A 19158-nucleotide genomic window follows, 5' to 3' on the forward strand; every position below is an offset into this window, starting at 1 on the left:
CATTTGAATAATTAAACATTCATCTGAATACAAAATATTCACCTGAATAAAGTGCAACTCCGTTTTTTGATTCATTAAGTAGATTGATTGTCACCTTTAAGGACTTCTTCATGCACATGGACTTTCTTTCCCCTGATTCGCTGCGTCAGCTCATCTCTGGTCTGTTTAATCAAAAAAACATTTTACTGGGTGATAACGACGATTTAATTCGCAATGGACTGGATTCAATGCAAATAATGGCATTGTTAAACCAGTTGAGACGTAAGGGACACCGCGTCACGCTGCGCGAGCTTTACCAAAATCCAACACTGCATGCATGGAGCCAGCTTCTGCAACGCCATGCACCGGTCTCTCAAGCCGTATCTCAGGATACAACACCACTGCTGCGTATTGCCGATGCCCGTCCATTTCCATTGACGGCTGTACAACATGCTTATTTTGTGGGACGCACACCGGAGCAAACGTTGGGGGGAGTGGGTTGCCATTTGTATCAGGAATTTGATGGCACCCGACCAGAGCCTGAACAATTAGAGGCGGCTATTCATGCCCTGATTGAACGACATCCGATGTTGCGGGTACGTTTTTTACCGGATGGACGCCAGCAAGGAATGAACAATGCTTACTGGAAAAAATTAACGGTTCACGATTTGCGTCGCCTGACAGCAAATGAACAGCAACAAGCGCTGGCTGACAGTCGGGAACAATTAAGCCATCGGGTATTGCGGGTTGAAGAAGGGGAAACTTTCGATATTCAACTCAGCCTGTTTGGTGATAATCAACATCGGTTGCATACGAATATCGACCTGCTCATCATGGATGCGGCCAGTTTCAGTCTGTTCTTTACTGAGCTGGCTGCATTGATTGCCAAACGCAGCCTGCCCGCTATTTCTTCTGACTACGATTTTTGCAGTTATCTCACGCAATATCAGACTCAGTTCAAACAAGCCAGACAAGAAGCAGAGATATTCTGGCGTAACCGGTTAGATACGTTGCCACTTGCTCCTCAACTTCCTCTGGTCAGAGATCCCGCCCTGATAAAAAATGTCCGTATTCAACGCAGACATTTCGGTTTAGCGCCTGAGCATTGGGAACGTTTTAAACACCTCGCCCAGCAGAATGGGGTAACGCCAACTATGGCACTGGCGACCGCATTCGCCGCCTTATTGTGTCGCTGGAGCCACGCAACGCGCTTATTGTTTAACCTGACGCTATTTGACAGAGCTTCTCTGCATCCTGCGGTTGACAATATTTTGGCGGACTTTACCAATATTCTGTTATTGGATATCCCCGGTGATGATTTACCGTTCTGTCAGCTGGCCCATACTGCACAAGCAACATTTGCCGAAGCCTACGAACATCGTCACTGGTCTGGTGTGGAAGTGTTACGGGAGCTGAAGAAACGCGGTACCCACCCACACGGCGCACCCATCGTGTTTACCAGCAATTTAGGCCGGCCTTTATATGGCGAAAATACCGGCGATATTCTGGGGAAACCAGGCTGGGGAATATCACAGACACCACAGGTCTGGCTGGATTTTGTTGCTTTTGAACATGAAAACACGCTGAACATTCAGTGGGACAGTAATGATGAACTCTTCCCTGACGGCCTGATGGATACCTTATTTACGGCTTATCAGGGGCTTATTGAGAATCTGACGGAAAACGCGGAGCAATGGGGCGAGAAACTCCCGGATTTGATGCCTCAATCGCAATATCATCTGCGACATCAAATCAATAATACGGCTGAACCACTACCAAGCACCTTGCTGCATGAAAGCGTGTTTGCACAAGCAGAACACACCCCCCATGCTGTTGCGTTGGTGACTCACCATCATGAAAAAATCAGTTATGGCGAACTCAGTCTGGCAGCCCGCCGATTAGCCACTGTGTTACAGAAAATGTCCGTCATGCCGGGTGATCGGGTGGCGATCAGCATGGAAAAAGGCAGCGGACAAATCGTTGCTGTTTTAGCCATTCTTTATGCCGGAGGGGTTTATGTTCCGGTTCCGGTGGATCAACCATTAAACCGACGCCGTGCTATCTGTGAAAGTGCCGGTATCAGCGTCGTTATCATTGATCCCGAACAGCAACAGCCTGACTGGCCGCAAAATGTATGCTGCATTTCCTGGCATCAGGATGAACAATTATCACCTTTAACCAGCATGGCTCAGCGTGCGGTCACCGATCCGGCCTATATCATTTATACCTCCGGTTCAACGGGTATGCCCAAAGGTGTGGTGATCAGCCATCAAAGCGCACTGAATACCTGTCTGGACATCAATCACCGTCATCAGGTTCAAAACAGTGATCGGTTGCTGGCACTTTCTGCACTGCATTTCGACCTCTCGGTTTATGATATTTTTGGCATTCTCAGTGCCGGAGGAACACTGGTATTAATTAACGAAGCCCAACGCCGTGATCCATCAACCTGGGAAATGCTGATCGGGCAGCATAACATTACGTTGTGGAACAGTGTGCCGGCACTGTTCGATATGTTGCTGACCTATTGTGAAGGAATGGAAGCCGGTGCACCGAAAGCGCTTCGTACCGTGATGCTGTCCGGTGATTGGATCGGTTTATCACTGCCTGAACGTTACCGTGCCTTTAATCCTGCGGGTGTATTGAGCGCTATGGGAGGTGCAACGGAAGCCGCTATCTGGTCGAATGAATATATCGTTAATGACGTTGATGCCCGCTGGCGCTCTATCCCTTACGGTTATCCTTTGGCTAACCAGCGTTACCGTGTCGTGGGTGAAGATGGCCGGGATTGCCCTGACTGGGTTGTTGGTGAACTTTGGATTGGTGGTGCCGGTGTTGCATTAGGCTATTTTAATGATGAAGACCGCACTGCGGCCCAGTTCGTCGTCGATCAGGGAGAACGCTGGTATCGTACGGGCGATCTGGGTTGTTATCATCCCGAAGGCTGGCTTGAATTTATGGGGCGCCGCGATAGTCAGGTCAAAATTGGCGGTTACCGCATTGAACTGGGGGAGATTGATGCCGCCCTTAATCAAGTCACCGGTATCCGTAAAGGCGTTGCCTTAACCCGTGGCGAAAAAGAGAAGTCGCTGGTGGCATTCCTTGAACTGGAAGGTGATATTTTATGCCAGCGCATAAATCGTTCCCCACAGTTGCCGACCACCTACCGTGACCTGCTTTCCGCAATACAAACAACCGATGCGCTAAACCAATCCGGATATATTGCTGAATCTCAGGTCGCCCTATTTTTGCTGGAACATCTGTCCCGTTACAGTATCACGTTTACTTCACCCCAATCACTCGCCGATTGCCTGAAACAGTACCAGCCCCAACCGGAGTATCATAACTGGTTTGCCCGTATGCTGGCGTACCTTTGCCAATGCAATTTATTGTCTGAATCTGCACATCACGTATATCAGGCCGGATTGTCATCCCCGGCGGGCAGTAATCAGGCTGGCGGCATACCTGAACGCTGGCATTCTACGCTGCGTAATATTCTTACCGGACAGCAGGCGGCAGTGACATTACTTGATGATCTGCAATTTGCTCCGGAACAACAGCTCTTTATGCTGCCAGAAACCCGGCAATGGCTGGCCGGGTTAAAACAAACTATTATTGCTCTTTCCCAACGGTTACAACGCCCTGTCAGCGTGATGGAATTTGACGCCCGCAGTGGTCTCTGTGCCCAGTGGCTGGCAGAACACATTACTGACCAACATCTGTCCTATATTGGCTTTGAACGTTCTCAGGCCCTGATTAACCAGATGCAAACCCGATTAAATGGTCATCATCACACATCCGTAAAACGCTGGTCTGAGCAAATTCCTGAGTCGCTACAGTATCAGGCAGATATCATCTTACTGAACAATGTATTACATCGGGAAGAAGATCCGGCAAACTGCATCAAGGCGTTGATGCCTTTGACACAACCCGGGGCGTTGATATTAGCAATAGAGCTGCATCACACCTCACCTATCTCGCTGATTACCACAGAATTGCTCTCACCTCACGGTATTCAGCTACGTTCTGCATCACAGTGGTTATCGCTTCTTCCGTTACAGCTTCCAATACAGACAGAAGCCCCGATTAATCTTGGCGACTTGAATGTCTTGTTGATGCAATCAAGTGACAATGTCACGATCCCTGATCAGGGCAAAATTAAGTCCGTACTGGCACAATATTTGCCGGGATATATGATCCCACAGCGCTTACATGTTATTCCCCGCCTGCCCCTGACTCCCAACGGTAAAATCGACCGTCAGGCACTGACACAAAGCTTGCAGCCCACCCCAAAAGCCGAGACTGAGCCGCACCAGAATGACATGCTCTTGTTGAATGCGCAGGAACAAACTGTTGCCGCCATCTGGCAAAGCCTCCTGAATACAGAACAATTAAGCCCAGACAGCGACTTTTTCCAACTTGGCGGCGATAGCCTTCTGGCTACACGCCTGATTGGTGAACTGGCACAACAAGGCTTAAAAGCTGAACTGAGTCATCTTTTCCGTCACCCGCAATTGGCGGCGTTCACCGCGACCCTCACCCCTTTGTCGGCACCTCTGCCTGACATTTCATCAGACTCCTGCTCAATATCAAAAGGGCAAGATGAGAGTAGCTACCAGCCTTTCCCACTGACTGAAGTTCAGCAGGCTTATCTGGTTGGACGCCATTCCGGTTTTACCCTGAGTGGCGTGGGCGCGCATTTCTTTATTGAATACCGGATAGAACAATTAGATGTTCAGCGCCTGAATCGGGTATTAAACCGCCTTATCCAGCGCCATCCAGTGCTCAGAACGGTTGTTGTTAACGGGCAACAGCAGGTATTGAAAGATGTCCCAATCTTCGCTGTTAAACACCACCAGTTTGCTGACATTACTGAGGCAGATACATTACGTGAACGTTTGTCACATCAGGTATTGGATTCCGGTCACTGGCCGGTGTTCGATTTCCAGCTTGCGCAAGACAACAACCCTGTCTCACGGCTATTTGTCAGTCTGGATAATCTGCTATTAGACGGATTGAGCATGCAGATATTGCTGGCGGAATTAGAACTGCTATATCTCGACGAACAACACGAACTACCACCATTGAACGTCACATTCCGGGATTGTGTGTTACGCCAGCAAAAAATGCCTGTGCATCAGGGTTCGCTGCAATATTGGCAGGAACAGGTGAAAACGTTGCCCCCTGCTCCGCAACTCCCCTTACGTATTGCGCCGGAAAATATACAATCCCCGCGTTTTGTACGCTATAGCGATCGCTTATCCGCATATGAATGGAAACAGTTAAAACAACATGCTGCCCCTCATCAGATAACCCCTTCCGCGCTGTTAATGGCAGCTTATGCAGCTGTTCTGTCGGCATTCAGTGCCAAAGCGGAATTGACGCTTAATCTAACCCTTTTCGACCGTCCATGCTGGCATGAGGACATCAAGCATATTCTGGGAGATTTTACTTCATTGTCACTGCTCGCGTGGCATCCAGAGAAGAACTGGCTATCAAGCGCACGCCGGTTACAACAACAGTTATGGCAGGATCTGGATCACCGCCATATTTCAGCAATCAGAGTGATGCGTGAGCTGTCCCGGGACCGTGGGCCGGATGCAGCCAGTATGCCGATCGTTTTCACCAGCGCCCTGGGAACGCATGAAGGACAATTCCTTTCACATTCATCATGGATGAAACCCGTTTGGGGTATCTCACAAACGCCACAAATCTGGCTGGATCATCAGGTTTATGAATCTGACGATGAACTTTGTCTGAACTGGGATGCGGTCGAAGCGTTATTTGAACCACATCAATTACAAACCATGTTCAACCACTATATGGCGTTACTGCGCACCCTTGCCGCACAGCCGGAGAGCTGGCATTCAGCACTGGAGCAACTGATGCCACGCCAGCAATGCCTGATAGTTACAGATAACACGCCTGTTGTTAATACGTCATTACCACGTACGGAAGGATTCGATTCGCAGATATGCAGCGAAATTCAGTGCCTGTTTTTGTCCGTCACCAACCAGCCTGTTCATGTCCAACAGAACTTTTTTGAAGCAGGAGCCAGTTCGCTACAGCTAATTCAATTGCACAGCAAATTACAACACGCCGGTTTCCATCATCTTGCTGTTACTGATCTATTCGCTTATCCAACACCAGAAGCGCTTAGCTTGCGTTGCCGGAAAGACACTCAAGACGCAAATCAGATGTCAGTGACTCTTCGTCAGCGCCAACAACAAAAGCGTCTGCAACAACGGGAAAAACGTCATAAAGGAGCTGCATAATGACTGATTTAACGCCTCACTACGATAATTGTGATCCTATCGCAGTGATTGGCATTGCCTGCCGTTTTCCACAGGCACCAGATAGCGATATTTTCTGGCACAACCTGCAACATGGCGTTGAGTGTACAACCACACTCTCCCGCCAAACGTTATTGGATGCAGGAATTCCACCTGAAATCATTGATAGTGACAACTTTGTCAATCAGGCAGCAATATTAGAGGATGCAGAACAATTTGATGCCACACTGTTTGGCTATTCTCGTCAGGAAGCAGAAATGCTTGATCCTCAGCAGCGTCTGTTCCTGCAAACAGCATGGCATGCTCTTGAACATGCCGGCTATTCACCACGTCATGTGCGCCTGAAAACCGGTGTTTTCGCCAGCAGCCGGGTCAGCACCTGGCCTTCGTGGTCACAGTTCACTATGACAGACGTTGGCAAAGTGAAAGGCCTGCAGGCGTTAATGAGTAATGATAAAGATTATCTTGCGACGCGTACCGCCTACAAATTAAATCTGAAAGGCCCTGCACTGACAGTACAAACAGCTTGCTCCAGTTCACTGGTTGCCGTGCATATGGCTTGTGAAAATCTGCGTTCCGGTGAATGTGATATGGCACTGGCTGGCGGTGTGGCAGTATCTTTCCCGCAAGAAAGCGGTTACTTGTATCAACCGGGGATGATTTTTTCACCTGATGGACATTGCCGCCCCTTTGACAGTCAGGCAAACGGCACTTATGGCGGTAATGGTGTTGGTGTTGTCACACTGAAACGTCTGAGCGATGCATTGCGCGATGGCGATCCCATCATGGCTGTATTGCGGGGCAGTGCCATTAATAACGATGGCAATGAGAAAGTCGGGTTTACTGCCCCTTCGGTGAACGGGCAGCGCAGCGTGATTACCGAAGCATTGCAACTGGCAGATGTCAGCATTGATGATATTGGCATGATTGAAGCCCACGGAACCGGTACACCGCTTGGTGATCCGATAGAAGTTGATGCGCTGCGCAACATATTCTCCGATCGCCGCGTAGCGGTACCGCCTTGTTATCTTGGCTCAGTGAAAAGCAATATAGGCCATCTCGATACTGCCGCAGGGATTGCCAGCTTGATTAAAACGGTTCTGTCTGTCTGGCATGGGTATATTCCTCCGACCATCAATGTACAGCAACCCAATCCGGCATTACGACTGGAAGAAAGCCCATTCAGACTGGCAACACAAGGCCAGCACTGGACACAGGCATTGCGCACCGCTGGCGTTTCTTCATTCGGCATTGGCGGCACCAACTGCCATATCGTGGTGCAATCATTACCGGAGGAATTACGCCACCACCCTGTCAATGATACGCAGGCTCAGGCACAAACTGTGCCTTTATTGCTCTCTGCGGCTTCTGAATCTTCATTGCATCAATTGGCACAACGTTACGCGACGGCACTTGCTAATACACCAGAAAACTATGCAGATCTGGCCCGAACAGCATTACAGGGGCGTGATCTTACATTGCCCTGGCGCTTAGCGCTGACATTAACGCCACAAAATACTGCCAAAAATGCGGCGAGCTTGGCGGCCTTTGCAGATAATGGCCCTACAGCGGACATTTTTAGCGGGCAGGCCAGGAATGAAAACAAACAATTATGGCAATTCAGCGGTCAGGGCTGCCAATGGTCTGGCATGGGAAAAGCCATGTATGCCAGTTCTTCTGTTTTCTCTGCTATGTTAGATCGTTGTTGTGCCGCCTGTGCATCCGAATTGGTGCTGCCATTAAAAGCAGTGATGTTCGGAGAGCATGATGAGGCATTAGCCACCACCGAATATGCACAACCCGCCATTGTCGCACACCAGATTGCGCTGGCTGCACATTGGCGCTCACTTGGCTTAAAATCCGATTACGTACTGGGACATTCTGTCGGAGAGTTTGCCGCAGCCGTTGTTGCCGGGATTTTCACACCGGAACAAGTGATGCCATTGGTCGCGGTACGGGGGAAATTGATGCAAAAATGCGCCCGGGGAGGTGCAATGTTGGCTGTTTTTGCCAACGACGAAGATATTCTGCCTTTTACCCGTTCACTGGCATTGGATCTGGCGGTTTGCAATGGCCCGCAACACTGGGTCTGGGCAGGTACAGAAACGGAAATTATTATACTGGCACAACGTCTGGAACAGCAGCAGATCCGTTGCCAGCACCTTAATATTGCCTGTGCAGCACATTCCGCTATGCTTGAACCTATTCTGGGGGAATTTTCCCAGCGTTTTTCTCAGTACAGTAGCCAGTTACAGCCTGTATCGGGAGAAATTCCGCTGATTTCTACCCTGACAGCTGATATTGCGACTACTGAGCAATTAGGTTCACCAGACTACTGGCGTAATCATATGCGCCAGACGGTACGTTATTATCAAGCCATTGAATTTGCCCGCCAGCAAGGTGTGGCGTTATTTGTAGAATTCGGTGCTGATGCTCAGCTAACAGGGATCGGCCGGCGTGTCAGCCTGCCACAAGAGACGTGGATTGCTGGTGCACATCGTCAAAGCACTCCTGAAACCGCCCAGCAAACGGCACTCATGCAACTTTATTGTGCCGGCGCCCATCTTGACTGGCAGCGTCTTTTCCCGCTTGCCGGAATCAAATGTCATGCTCCGCTCTATCCATTTGACAAACAACATTATAGCTTCGCTGCCGCCAAATCTGCGCAACACTCAGTCAATACCAATACCGGGCTTGATGTCAATTCCCTGCTCGACCCTGCCATTGAACACAATTCCGATGCGGTAATACTTCGTGCGCTGTATACCGATGCTCTGGTATATCAATGTCATGGGCACGAAGCGGAACAAGGTTTCAGTGTCACCGACACGATCCGGGCCGGCCGGCTGCAACCTTGCTGGCATCTTTTGCTGGAACAATTATTGAACCACTGTGTTCAGCAAGGCTACTACCAAGAAGTTTCCGGGCCAACTGTAAATAAAATGTATCGTCCTCACCGTGTGTTGCCGTATACCAAGCGCCGCTCATTGGAAGCCAATTTACTTACTGCTTTCCCTGCATTGATCTATGCTGGCGAACGTTTATTCGCACTGATGAGTGATCGGGTTGATCTACCCCGCCAATTAGTGGCATCTCCGGCGACTAATTCCATAGCGACAAAAGCATGGTTCCCTGCACCACAGCCATGCCCTGATACTCACTATGTCCTGCATTGGCGCACAATCAGTATTGCGGATAAACAGAGATCTTCATCGGCATATACCCTTCGTTTGTCAACAGCAAGTGAGGCGATTGCACAACATTGGTGTCAGGCAGGTATTAATTTACAGCCTGAAAGCGAAAATACATTATTGCTGCTTCAGGGCCATGATGTTGTTGAATTATGTGATCAGGTTATTGGCGAATTAAAACGCAATACAGCAACATCATTGACCGTTATCACTTGCAGCGCCCAACCTGAAAGCACCTTATCAAAAGAGCAGATTAATCCCGCTCAATACGCTGTCTGGGCATTGCTGCGTGTCGCGGTTGAAGAGTATCCCCATTGTCGCATTCAGGCGATTGATATAGCGGGTATCAAGGATACTGGCGCCTTGTCATTGGCACTGGATTATCTGGATGAGCAGCATCGCTGGCTGAAAGTGCGCGGAAATCAACTTTCTGTGCCTGTTTTACAACGTCAGCCATTACCATTATCGCAACAACCTATATTAATTCCCCATCAGGGTTGGCACATCGTTACCGGCGGTATGGGCGGTATCGGACAAATTTCCATTCGTTGGTTGCTGGCTCAAGGTGCACGTAAAATCGCGGTGTTTGCCCGCCGTAAATATGCAGATTGGGATACTTTTGTCCAAAAGCTGTCACTGAGTAGCGAATGTGAAATCCGCTGGGTTCATGTTGATGTTACTGACACATCAGCCTTGTTAAGTGCGGTGCAAACACTGGCACAAGAAGAAGGTATCGCTGGCGCGATCCATGCCACCGGTATTGCCGATCACACGCCGCTGGCAAAACTTGAACGTCAGCATCTGGGGCAAATGCTATCCGTAAAAGCATTCAGTGCAGCAACCTTGCAGACTGCACTTGAGCAACACAATGCTCAATATCTGCTGCTTCATGCTTCTGCTGCCTCAATGTTAGGTGCGCAGGGACAAGGTGCTTATGCAATTGCCAACGCCTGTCTGGAAGCGCTGGCACTGACCGCATCCAGCCCGTTGGTGGTAAAGACGTGGGTCTGGGGAGTTTGGGGTGGCATTGGCATGGCCAGCGACCGGAGATTAGTGGAAAAACTGGCACAGGATGGCATGTTACCATTCAGTGCCAATGAGGGTATCTGGCATCTCAATCAGTCACTGAGTACGACCTCTCCCTGCTATCTGGCAATGCGGTTAAATGAACGTCATCCTGATATTTTGCGACGTTTGCAGTCTGGCATTGCTGCCCATACAACAACTCATACAATAACTACAGCATCTGCCTCTTTGCTGCCTGCTGATAATCTGCTCTATCAGGATAGCCAGCCACGGCTTAAATGGCTGCGTCAGAGGGTTGCGACGTTATTGCGCTTAGAGCAGCCTGAACGTTTAGAGCCGCAACAAGATTTATTACAATGCGGTCTGGATTCCTTACTGTTCCTTGAACTTAATACGGTGCTCCACCAACAGTTTGGTTTCAGATTAACCGCAGAGCTGGCTTACCAAAATATGACTCTGGAGGGGCTTAATGCGCTTATCGGTGACGCATTGCCTGAGCAGGCCCCTGCATCCCCTCAGCCTGAAATCGTTATTAACAGTACCCAACATCATGAACCCTTTCCTCTGACACCCATTCAGCACGCTTACTGGGTTGGTCGTACTCAGGCCATTGATTTTGGCGGCGTAGCCTGCCACGTCCTGTTTGAATGGGATCTGGCACTGAATAGCTTTGATATTCCCCGTTTTGAAAAGGCATGGAATGCTTTAATTCAGCGTCATGGTATGTTGCGCATGATTGTCGATGAAGATGGACAACAAAGAATTCTGCCTGAAACGCCTTGGTATGTTTTATCGCAAGATGATCTGCGAACCCTGCATGATGCCGCCCGTGAACAGGCACTGGCTCAGCGTCGTCACACCCTCTCTTATCAAGTACCGCCTGCGGAACAGTGGCCGTTGTTTGAAGTCTCTGTTTCACTGCTGCCGGATGCGCGTTGCCGCTTACATATGAATCTGGATCTGTTGCAGTTTGACGTACAGAGTTTCCGGATCATGATGAACGATTTACAACGGGCTTATCACCAGCAACAACCACTGGCTCCACAAGCATTTACTTTCCGTGATTATGTGATGGCAGAACAGGCACAACGTGAGAGTAAAGAGTGGCGGGCATCATGGGCATACTGGCAGGAACAGTTGCTTTCACTGCCTCCTGCGTCGAGGTTACCGCTGAATCCACAGCTTCCTCAGCGCAGCCAGCCACAATTCACGACTTATGAAGGCCGGCTGGCACAATCTGACTGGCGAATACTCAAGCAAAGCTGGAAAAAATGGGGGGTCACGCCTTCTGCGGGCCTGTTGACACTGTTTGCCCACACACTTGAATGGTACAGCCGTCATCCGCTGTTTACCCTCAATCTGACCTTCTTTAACCGACAGCCTTTCCATCCAGAGGTTCAGGAACTGATTGGTGACTTTACCTCCGTCATGCTGATGGATTTTGATTTACGTAAAACAACCTCCCTGCGTGCCAGCATGGAAAAAACCCAGGCCTTGCTCTGGCAACGACTGAGCCATAGTCATGTCAATGGGGTTGAAGTGCTGCGGGAACTGGGTCGCCAGCACTCCGGTGAAACCCAGAACAGGCAGCCGCTGACACCGGTCGTTTTCACCAGTATGCTAGGGATGGCGCAAGAAGGGGTGGCAATCAAACAATCCATTACTCAGCTACTGGGCGATCCGGTCTTTGTCCTGAGCCAAACGCCGCAGGTCTGGCTGGATCATCAGGTGATGGAAGTGGATGGTGATCTGCTGTTTAACTGGTATTGCATGGACGATGTGCTGGAACCGGGGGTTATTGAAGCCCTGTTTGCTGCTTATAACGCGCTGTTGATGCAAGTTGTACAGATTTGCCGCCCGCCTGAACGCATTGAACATTATGATCTTCATACACCGCCTGTCGGTCATACACGTTATGACTTCTGGCAACAGCATTGTGAATTGCATCAGGCCGAACAGTATCTGCGCTCTCAGCCTGAAATACGACTGGCGGAGATTCAGCCACGTCAGGAAAATACCCAACATTATAATGTATGGCTGGTGGCAGAAGATAATCCGTCTTTATCATTACCAGAACCACAGGTAATAAACACCAAAATCCTGCCACTACCGACATCAGCGGAACAGCAAGCGTTTGAACGCTCCTGGCAATATATTGAGCAACAGGCGTTATGGGGGCTGGGCCAGACTCTGCTGCGCCATCACCTGTTCACCTCTGCGCAAGAATGCCACTCTCGTGAAGAAATTGAACAACGCTTGCAATTGGCACCGAGGTATCAACGCCTTCTGACCCAATGGCTGACATTATTAAACAACCAAGGATTTATTGAAAAAACCGCTGACGGATACCGTTGTCTGCAACCACTCAGCCAGATCCCTGCTCCTGCGGCGAAACTGGATGATGCCGTATGGTGCCAGGCCATCAGCCGTTATGTTGCAACCTGTATTGACCAGCATGATCCCCTGCTTGCCGGGCGTGGTAATGCACTGGAACTGTTGTTTGCCGATAAACAAACCACCGCCAGCCTTTACAGCGAAAACCCTGCGCTACGTTGCCTGAACCAGACTGCCGCTGAAATTATCCGCCAATTGAGCCAGACATCCGAACATTTCACTATGCTGGAAGTGGGTGCAGGAACAGGGGCTACATCAGAAAAAGTCCTTAAACATAATGCCCCGTTCATTGAAAGTTACAATTTTACGGATGTCTCACCGCTATTTTTGGATGATGCGCGACAGTTACTCGGTCATTATGGCGAAACCGTAAAATTTGCCTTGTTCGATATTAACCAGCGTATTGATTTTAGTCAGCACCCTGAATCGGGTTATGACCTGATCATGGCAGTAAACGTCTTGCATGATGCGATCCATCTCAGGAATACCCTGAAACGACTGTCCCGTTTACTAAAATCCGGCGGGTGGTTGCTGATTATTGAATCAACCAAGCGCGAAAGTGCCATGCAACTCGCCAGCGTCGGGTTTATTGAAGGCATCAACGCCTGGGCTGACGATCGCGGTGATGATCAGGGTAATAGCGCATTGCTCGAACTTGCAGACTGGCGCAGATGTCTGGAGAAATCCGGTTATCGGGTTTCACTGGAATGGCCGGGACAAGACGGGCCGGAACTGCATCAACAGTTGATTCTGGCACGTTCTGAACAGCAGGCACGACTGAATATCAGCGAAATAGCGGTACAATTGTCAGCCCTGCCTTACTCATTGCATATCCTGCAGCAAGAGCAATTACCGCTGGCGGCATTACCGATAATGACCGCAAAAGAGGACATGCTGCAACCTCTGGCCATGACAACCGGACAGCCGGAAATAACCGATGATCAATTTTATGATATTGAACAACAAGTGATTGCACTCTGGAATTCCCTTCTTCCCCAGTCAATTCAGCGTCACAGTGATTTTTTCCAGAGTGGCGGCGACAGCCTGATTGCCACGCGCATGGTGGTGCAACTACGTCGTCAGGGGTATGAACAAGCCAATCTGCAACAACTGTTTGAACATCCTAAGTTGAGTGAATTTTGCCGTACCTTGCGGGTCGTCGAAACACATTCAGCGACACCAATTACACCACATCAGGCAGAACCGGCATCAGAGCAGATCCTGCCCCTTACCGCCCTGCAATATGCTTACTGGTTGGGAGAAAGCCAACTGTTCCAGTTTGGTAACGGCATTGCCCACTTCTATGCTGAGCTGTCTATCGACGGACTGGATCTGACTCGTTTCACTACCGCATGGAATCGCGTGATAAACCATCATGGGCAATTACGCGGTTACGTGAAAGAGGGACAATATCATATTCTGCCAGAAGTGCCCTGCTATACGCCGACAATCATTGATTGCCGTGACATGACACAGGATGAGCGCGAGACACAGCTGAACAATGCCCGCGATACTCTGCGTACTCAGGGTGTTCCCAGCGACAGCTGGCCACTGTTTGATTTAACGCTGTATCATACCGATGACCGGACACATTTATTGCATCTGACCATTGATCTGCTGGTGGCAGATGGGAAAAGTCTGACCTTAATCTTGCGCGATTTACACCATTGGTATCAAAAATCTGACTGGCAACCAGAGCCACAAACAGCAACCATTGCTGACTATATTCAGGCACTGGAGGATGAGAAAACCGGAGAAATCTGGCAACAAAGCCGGCAATACTGGCTTGATCGTTTATCTTCGCTACCTGACGCGCCGGTGCTGCCGCTGAAAGATCACCAGTCACAACAGCTTAATCAGCAGTGCCTGACCGGATATATCAGCCAGCAACAGTGGCAACGTCTGCAACAACGCGCGGCAGAACACCGTGTATCCCCATCACAAGTGATGCTCACATTGTTTGCCCATATTTTGTCAGTATGGAGTAACAACGCGCATTTCACTATCAATGTCCTGCATGGCAACCGTCTGCTAATGTCACAACATTGCGATATGCTGGTCGGTAATCTCTCCACCACTTCTTTATTGGAAGTGGATTTGCGCAATACTCTGGGATTCAGCGATGCCGTAAACCGGATTCAAAAACAATGGCTCGCCGATCTTCAACACGCGCTGTTTGACGGGCAATTGGTGCTCAGGGAAAAAAATCAGCATCGCCACAACCTGAACGCCGGTATGCCGATCGTATTCAACGATACCACCGGTACGGCGGGCAAAGGGCCATCAGGATTAGGATCGCTGAATCTCTTTGGTGCCCAAACGCCTCATGTTTATCTCGACTGTATGCTCATTTCCGGCGCAGAAGGGGGTGTCACCCTACAGTGGGCTATCTTGCCGCAACTGTTCCAGCCCCAAGTAGCAGAAAACATGTTTGCCCATTATCAATCCTGTATCACTGCCCTGCTTGAGCCGGATTACGTCTGGAATACCCCGCTTCCTGACTGGCTCCCGACAGATGATCGTGCTCTGTGCCTGAGCAGTAATACGACAAAAAGTGATTTTCCATCCCATACGCTTTGCTCTCTGATTGAACAGGCAGTGAATCGTTATCCCCAACACATTGCAATTGTCGATGCCTGCCGCCAGATCGACTACCGTACTTTGTGGTCACAAAGCCTGACGCTGGCAGCTCATCTTCAAGCACAGGAAAACCACTCTTCGTCTCTGATTGGCGTAGTGATGGAAAAAGGTTGGGAGCAGGTTATTGCTGTTCTTGCGATTTTGTTGGCAGGACGCGCATATCTGCCTATTGATGCCAGCTATCCTCAACAACGAATCCATCAATTATTGGCATCCGGGGAAGTGGATATTGTACTGACTCAGCCTGAGTTCGCCCGACAGATAAACTGGCCTGACCATGTACAAATTATCCCTCTGGATGAAACATTACTTAACAACTTGCCTGTCACCAACGAACCGGGTTTATCTGTACGTCCTGAAGATCTGGCTTATGTTATTTTCACCTCCGGTTCTACCGGAAAACCTAAAGGCGTCATGATCAATCATCAGGGTGCGGTCAATACCATTCTCGATATTAACCAACGTATTACACTCAATGAGTACGATAGTGTACTGGCAATCTCAGAGTTAACCTTCGATCTCTCCGTTTATGACCTGTTCGGCACGCTGAGCCGTGGAGCAAAACTGGTCATACCGGCTCCCGGTGACACCCGACAGCCGGACAAATTACTGACATGGTTACAACAAGAATCGGTGACTGTCTGGAACTCGGTTCCCGCATTTGTACAACTGCTTGAGGAATATGCCCGTAGCTATCCGCATTCCCTGCACAGTCTGCGGTGGGTATTGATGAGCGGTGACTGGATACCCACTAACTTACCAGCCAAATTGTATGCGCTTCATCCTGAACTGAATCTCCTCAGTTTAGGCGGTGCCACTGAAGCCTCAATCTGGTCTATTGCCTATCCTATCGCGCAGGTCGATCCGAATTGGCGCAGTATTCCATATGGCAAGCCTCTGGCTAATCAGACTTTCTATGTGCTTAATGCAACACTTTCACCTTGTCCTGTCTGGGTCACCGGCGAGTTGTATATTGGTGGGCAAGGGCTGGCACTGGGTTACTGGGCTGACACTGAAAAAACAGAACAGGCATTTATCACACATCCTGAAACTGGTGAGCGGCTTTACCGTACAGGTGATTTAGGACGCTGGCTCCCAAACGGAAATATCGAATTTCTGGGGCGCAATGATCACCAGATAAAAATTCGTGGTTACCGGATTGAATTAGGCGAAATTGAACATCGTTTATGTGAGCATCCGGCAATACAACAAGCGTTAGTGTTTGCCCATACAACCTCAGCCGGTGCATTGCAACTGGTCGCTGGATTACGTGTAACTGACAACGCACCCATGCCTGCTGAACTGTTACCAATACTGCCTCACTGGTTGCAGCAGACCCTGCCGATCTGGATGTGTCCGCAGCGATTTATCATTCTCGATACGATACCCGTATCCGACAACGGTAAAATCGACAGACGCACACTGATTACTCTGGTTGAAAAAGCGCAAGAAGTTAATTCAGCACCCTCAGCGATTCTCAGTCCGACAGGACACTCGGTATTAAGCCTGTGGGAATCCGTGCTAGAGCAGCAAGGTATCAACGTACACGAGAGTTTCTTTACCCTTGGTGGAGATTCTCTGGCGGCAGTACGGTTAATGGTAAAAATTAATCAAACTTTCAACCGCCAATACCCGCTCAGCCTGCTGCAAACTTACGATACTGTGCATTCATTGGCTGAATTTATTGAATATCAACCGGAAAACACTTGTCAGGGAGTCATTTTAAACGAAGGAAACCCTGAAAAACCGGCATTATTTATCGTCCATCCTATTGGCGGGCATCTGTTGGGATATCGGCACCTTGCCGCCAATTTCGGTAATCAACGTCTGATTGGGTTGGCATTTACACCAGACAGCCTGAATACCGATAAGCCTTCCGTTGCAACATTGGCGGCTGATTATATCAATCAAATCCGTACCTTCCAGCCTGAAGGCCCTTATGCACTGGCAGGCTGGTCTTTCGGTGGATTGGTGGCTTATGAAATGGCTCATCAGTTACGTGCTGGAGGTGAAAGCGTTTCTCATTGCATCCTGATTGATAGTTTCGCGCCAAATGTGCGTACCGATCTGACGCTGGATGATACATTCTGCCACCGTCATTTCCTGCTCGATTTACAAGGGCAATTCCCTGATTTGGAAATAGATAACAATGCAATCGCCGCCAATACTGAGGTATTCCTTCAGGCACTGCACGAAGCTCTGCCGAAATCTGCACAAATTGATAGCTCACTGACTGAGCTTTATAACGTATGGCACCATAACCTGCGTGCATTGCTCGACTATTGTCCACCACGGATCCCTCAGCCTTTCAGCCTTATCCGGGCTACGCAGGCGTTACCTGATTTTATGGATTACCTTGATCCAACAACAATCACCTCCGTTGATCTCGGCTGGCAGGCTTTCGGGCCTGTCACAATGACGCAACTTGAGGGTGATCACTACAGCCTATTCCAGCACAAACATGTCAGCTCTCTGGTTACGTGCCTGAAAAATATTCTGGGTTCAGTTCCGACTATTGAGCCTGTTAAGGAGAACATATGATAAAGCCACGGCGGGTACTGATTGTCGGTGCCAAATTCGGCGAACTGTATCTGAATGCCTTCCTGCAACCTCAGCCAGATCTGGAACTGGCCGGTATTCTGGCGCAGGGAAGCCCTCGTTCACAGCAACTGGCACGAGATTTCAATGTGCCACTGTTCCGCTCATTGGATGAATTGCCGGACGACATTGATATTGCCTGCGTGGTGATACGCGCAGATATTATTGGTGGTAAAGGCGATCAATTCACTCAGGCATTATTGGCACGGGGTATTTCTGTTATTCAGGAACATCCCCTTGATGCAGAAGCCATCAGGAGTCACCAGTCAGCCGCTGATAAACAGGGCGTTATATTCTGGGTAAACAGCTTTTACAGCCAATGTTATGCAGGCAAAAGTTGGTTACATGCGGCGCATCAAATCAGCCACCTGTCACAGCAGAATCCGGTAAGTGGCTGCCTGACAACCAGTCGCCAGTTGCTGTTTTCCGCTCTTGATCTCTTGCTGCAAGCCTGTCACTGCCCGAAACAAATAGAAATAGCCTATGCGGGGAAACGAAGTAACGCGTTTCACTGCTTTGAACTGCGTCTTTCAGAAACAACCATAACGTTAAACGTTCAATCCTATCTCGATCCCAGAGATCCAGACATGCACAATCTTGCCATGCACAAGATGACACTGTTCTGGCCTACGGGTTATCTGACTCAGGAAGCCAGTTATGGGCCGGTGATCTGGACTCCGGTTCTTCATGCCCCGAATCATCTGAATAACGATCAGAGTCTCTATCTGACCGCCAGTCAACCGGATGGTGCTTATCAGCACCAGACAACCTCACAAATTCTTTGTCCGGCAACCAAAGACTGGATGACGGCATTTGAATGTGATGGTGCCGAGGGCGTGGCACATTTGCTCAATACCTTAAGTTCTGTACTGAATGGCGCACTCTGTCCTCCTGCTTTGAGTGACGACTATCAACGACGATTGGCGGAAGTGTGGCAACAAATTTTGCGCCTGATGGGAGAACCTGTGACTCAGGATTTGCTGCCCCCTATCTGGATTGATCCGGCTCAATTGATGCTGACAAAGGAAAGAAGCTGA

General features: G+C 49.4%; 3 protein-coding genes. All 3 read left to right on the forward strand.

From position 1 onward, the window contains the following. Positions 1-110: 110 nt before the first annotated feature. Genes BM329_RS06055 through BM329_RS06065 form a run of 3 tightly spaced genes read left to right on the forward strand, consistent with a single transcriptional unit; the run spans position 111 to position 19158 of the window. The gene (locus BM329_RS06055) at positions 111-6254 is read left to right on the forward strand and encodes a non-ribosomal peptide synthetase (RefSeq protein WP_092550304.1); all 6144 of its coding nucleotides are present in this window, start codon (positions 111-113) and stop codon (positions 6252-6254) included. Beyond that, positions 6254-18064: a hybrid non-ribosomal peptide synthetase/type I polyketide synthase gene (locus BM329_RS06060; RefSeq protein WP_092550307.1), complete on the forward strand. Its 11811-nt coding sequence runs from the start codon at positions 6254-6256 to the stop codon at positions 18062-18064. Before BM329_RS06055 ends, BM329_RS06060 begins: the two co-directional genes overlap by 1 nt. After that, on the forward strand, positions 18061-19158 hold the full coding sequence (locus BM329_RS06065; protein WP_092550310.1) for a Gfo/Idh/MocA family oxidoreductase: 1098 nt from the start codon (positions 18061-18063) through the stop codon (positions 19156-19158). Before BM329_RS06060 ends, BM329_RS06065 begins: the two co-directional genes overlap by 4 nt.

The sequence above is a fragment of the Xenorhabdus koppenhoeferi genome, assembly GCF_900116635.1.
Taxonomy (GTDB): Bacteria; Pseudomonadota; Gammaproteobacteria; order Enterobacterales; family Enterobacteriaceae; genus Xenorhabdus; species Xenorhabdus koppenhoeferi.

What these genes read in the sequence shown, in the direction of transcription:
- BM329_RS06060 (WP_092550307.1), top strand. Translation starts at nt 6,254, where the DNA reads ATGACTGATTTAACGCCTCACTACGATAATTGTGATCCTATCGCAGTG.
- BM329_RS06055 (WP_092550304.1), top strand. Translation starts at nt 111, where the DNA reads ATGCACATGGACTTTCTTTCCCCTGATTCGCTGCGTCAGCTCATCTCT.
- BM329_RS06065 (WP_092550310.1), top strand. Translation starts at nt 18,061, where the DNA reads ATGATAAAGCCACGGCGGGTACTGATTGTCGGTGCCAAATTCGGCGAA.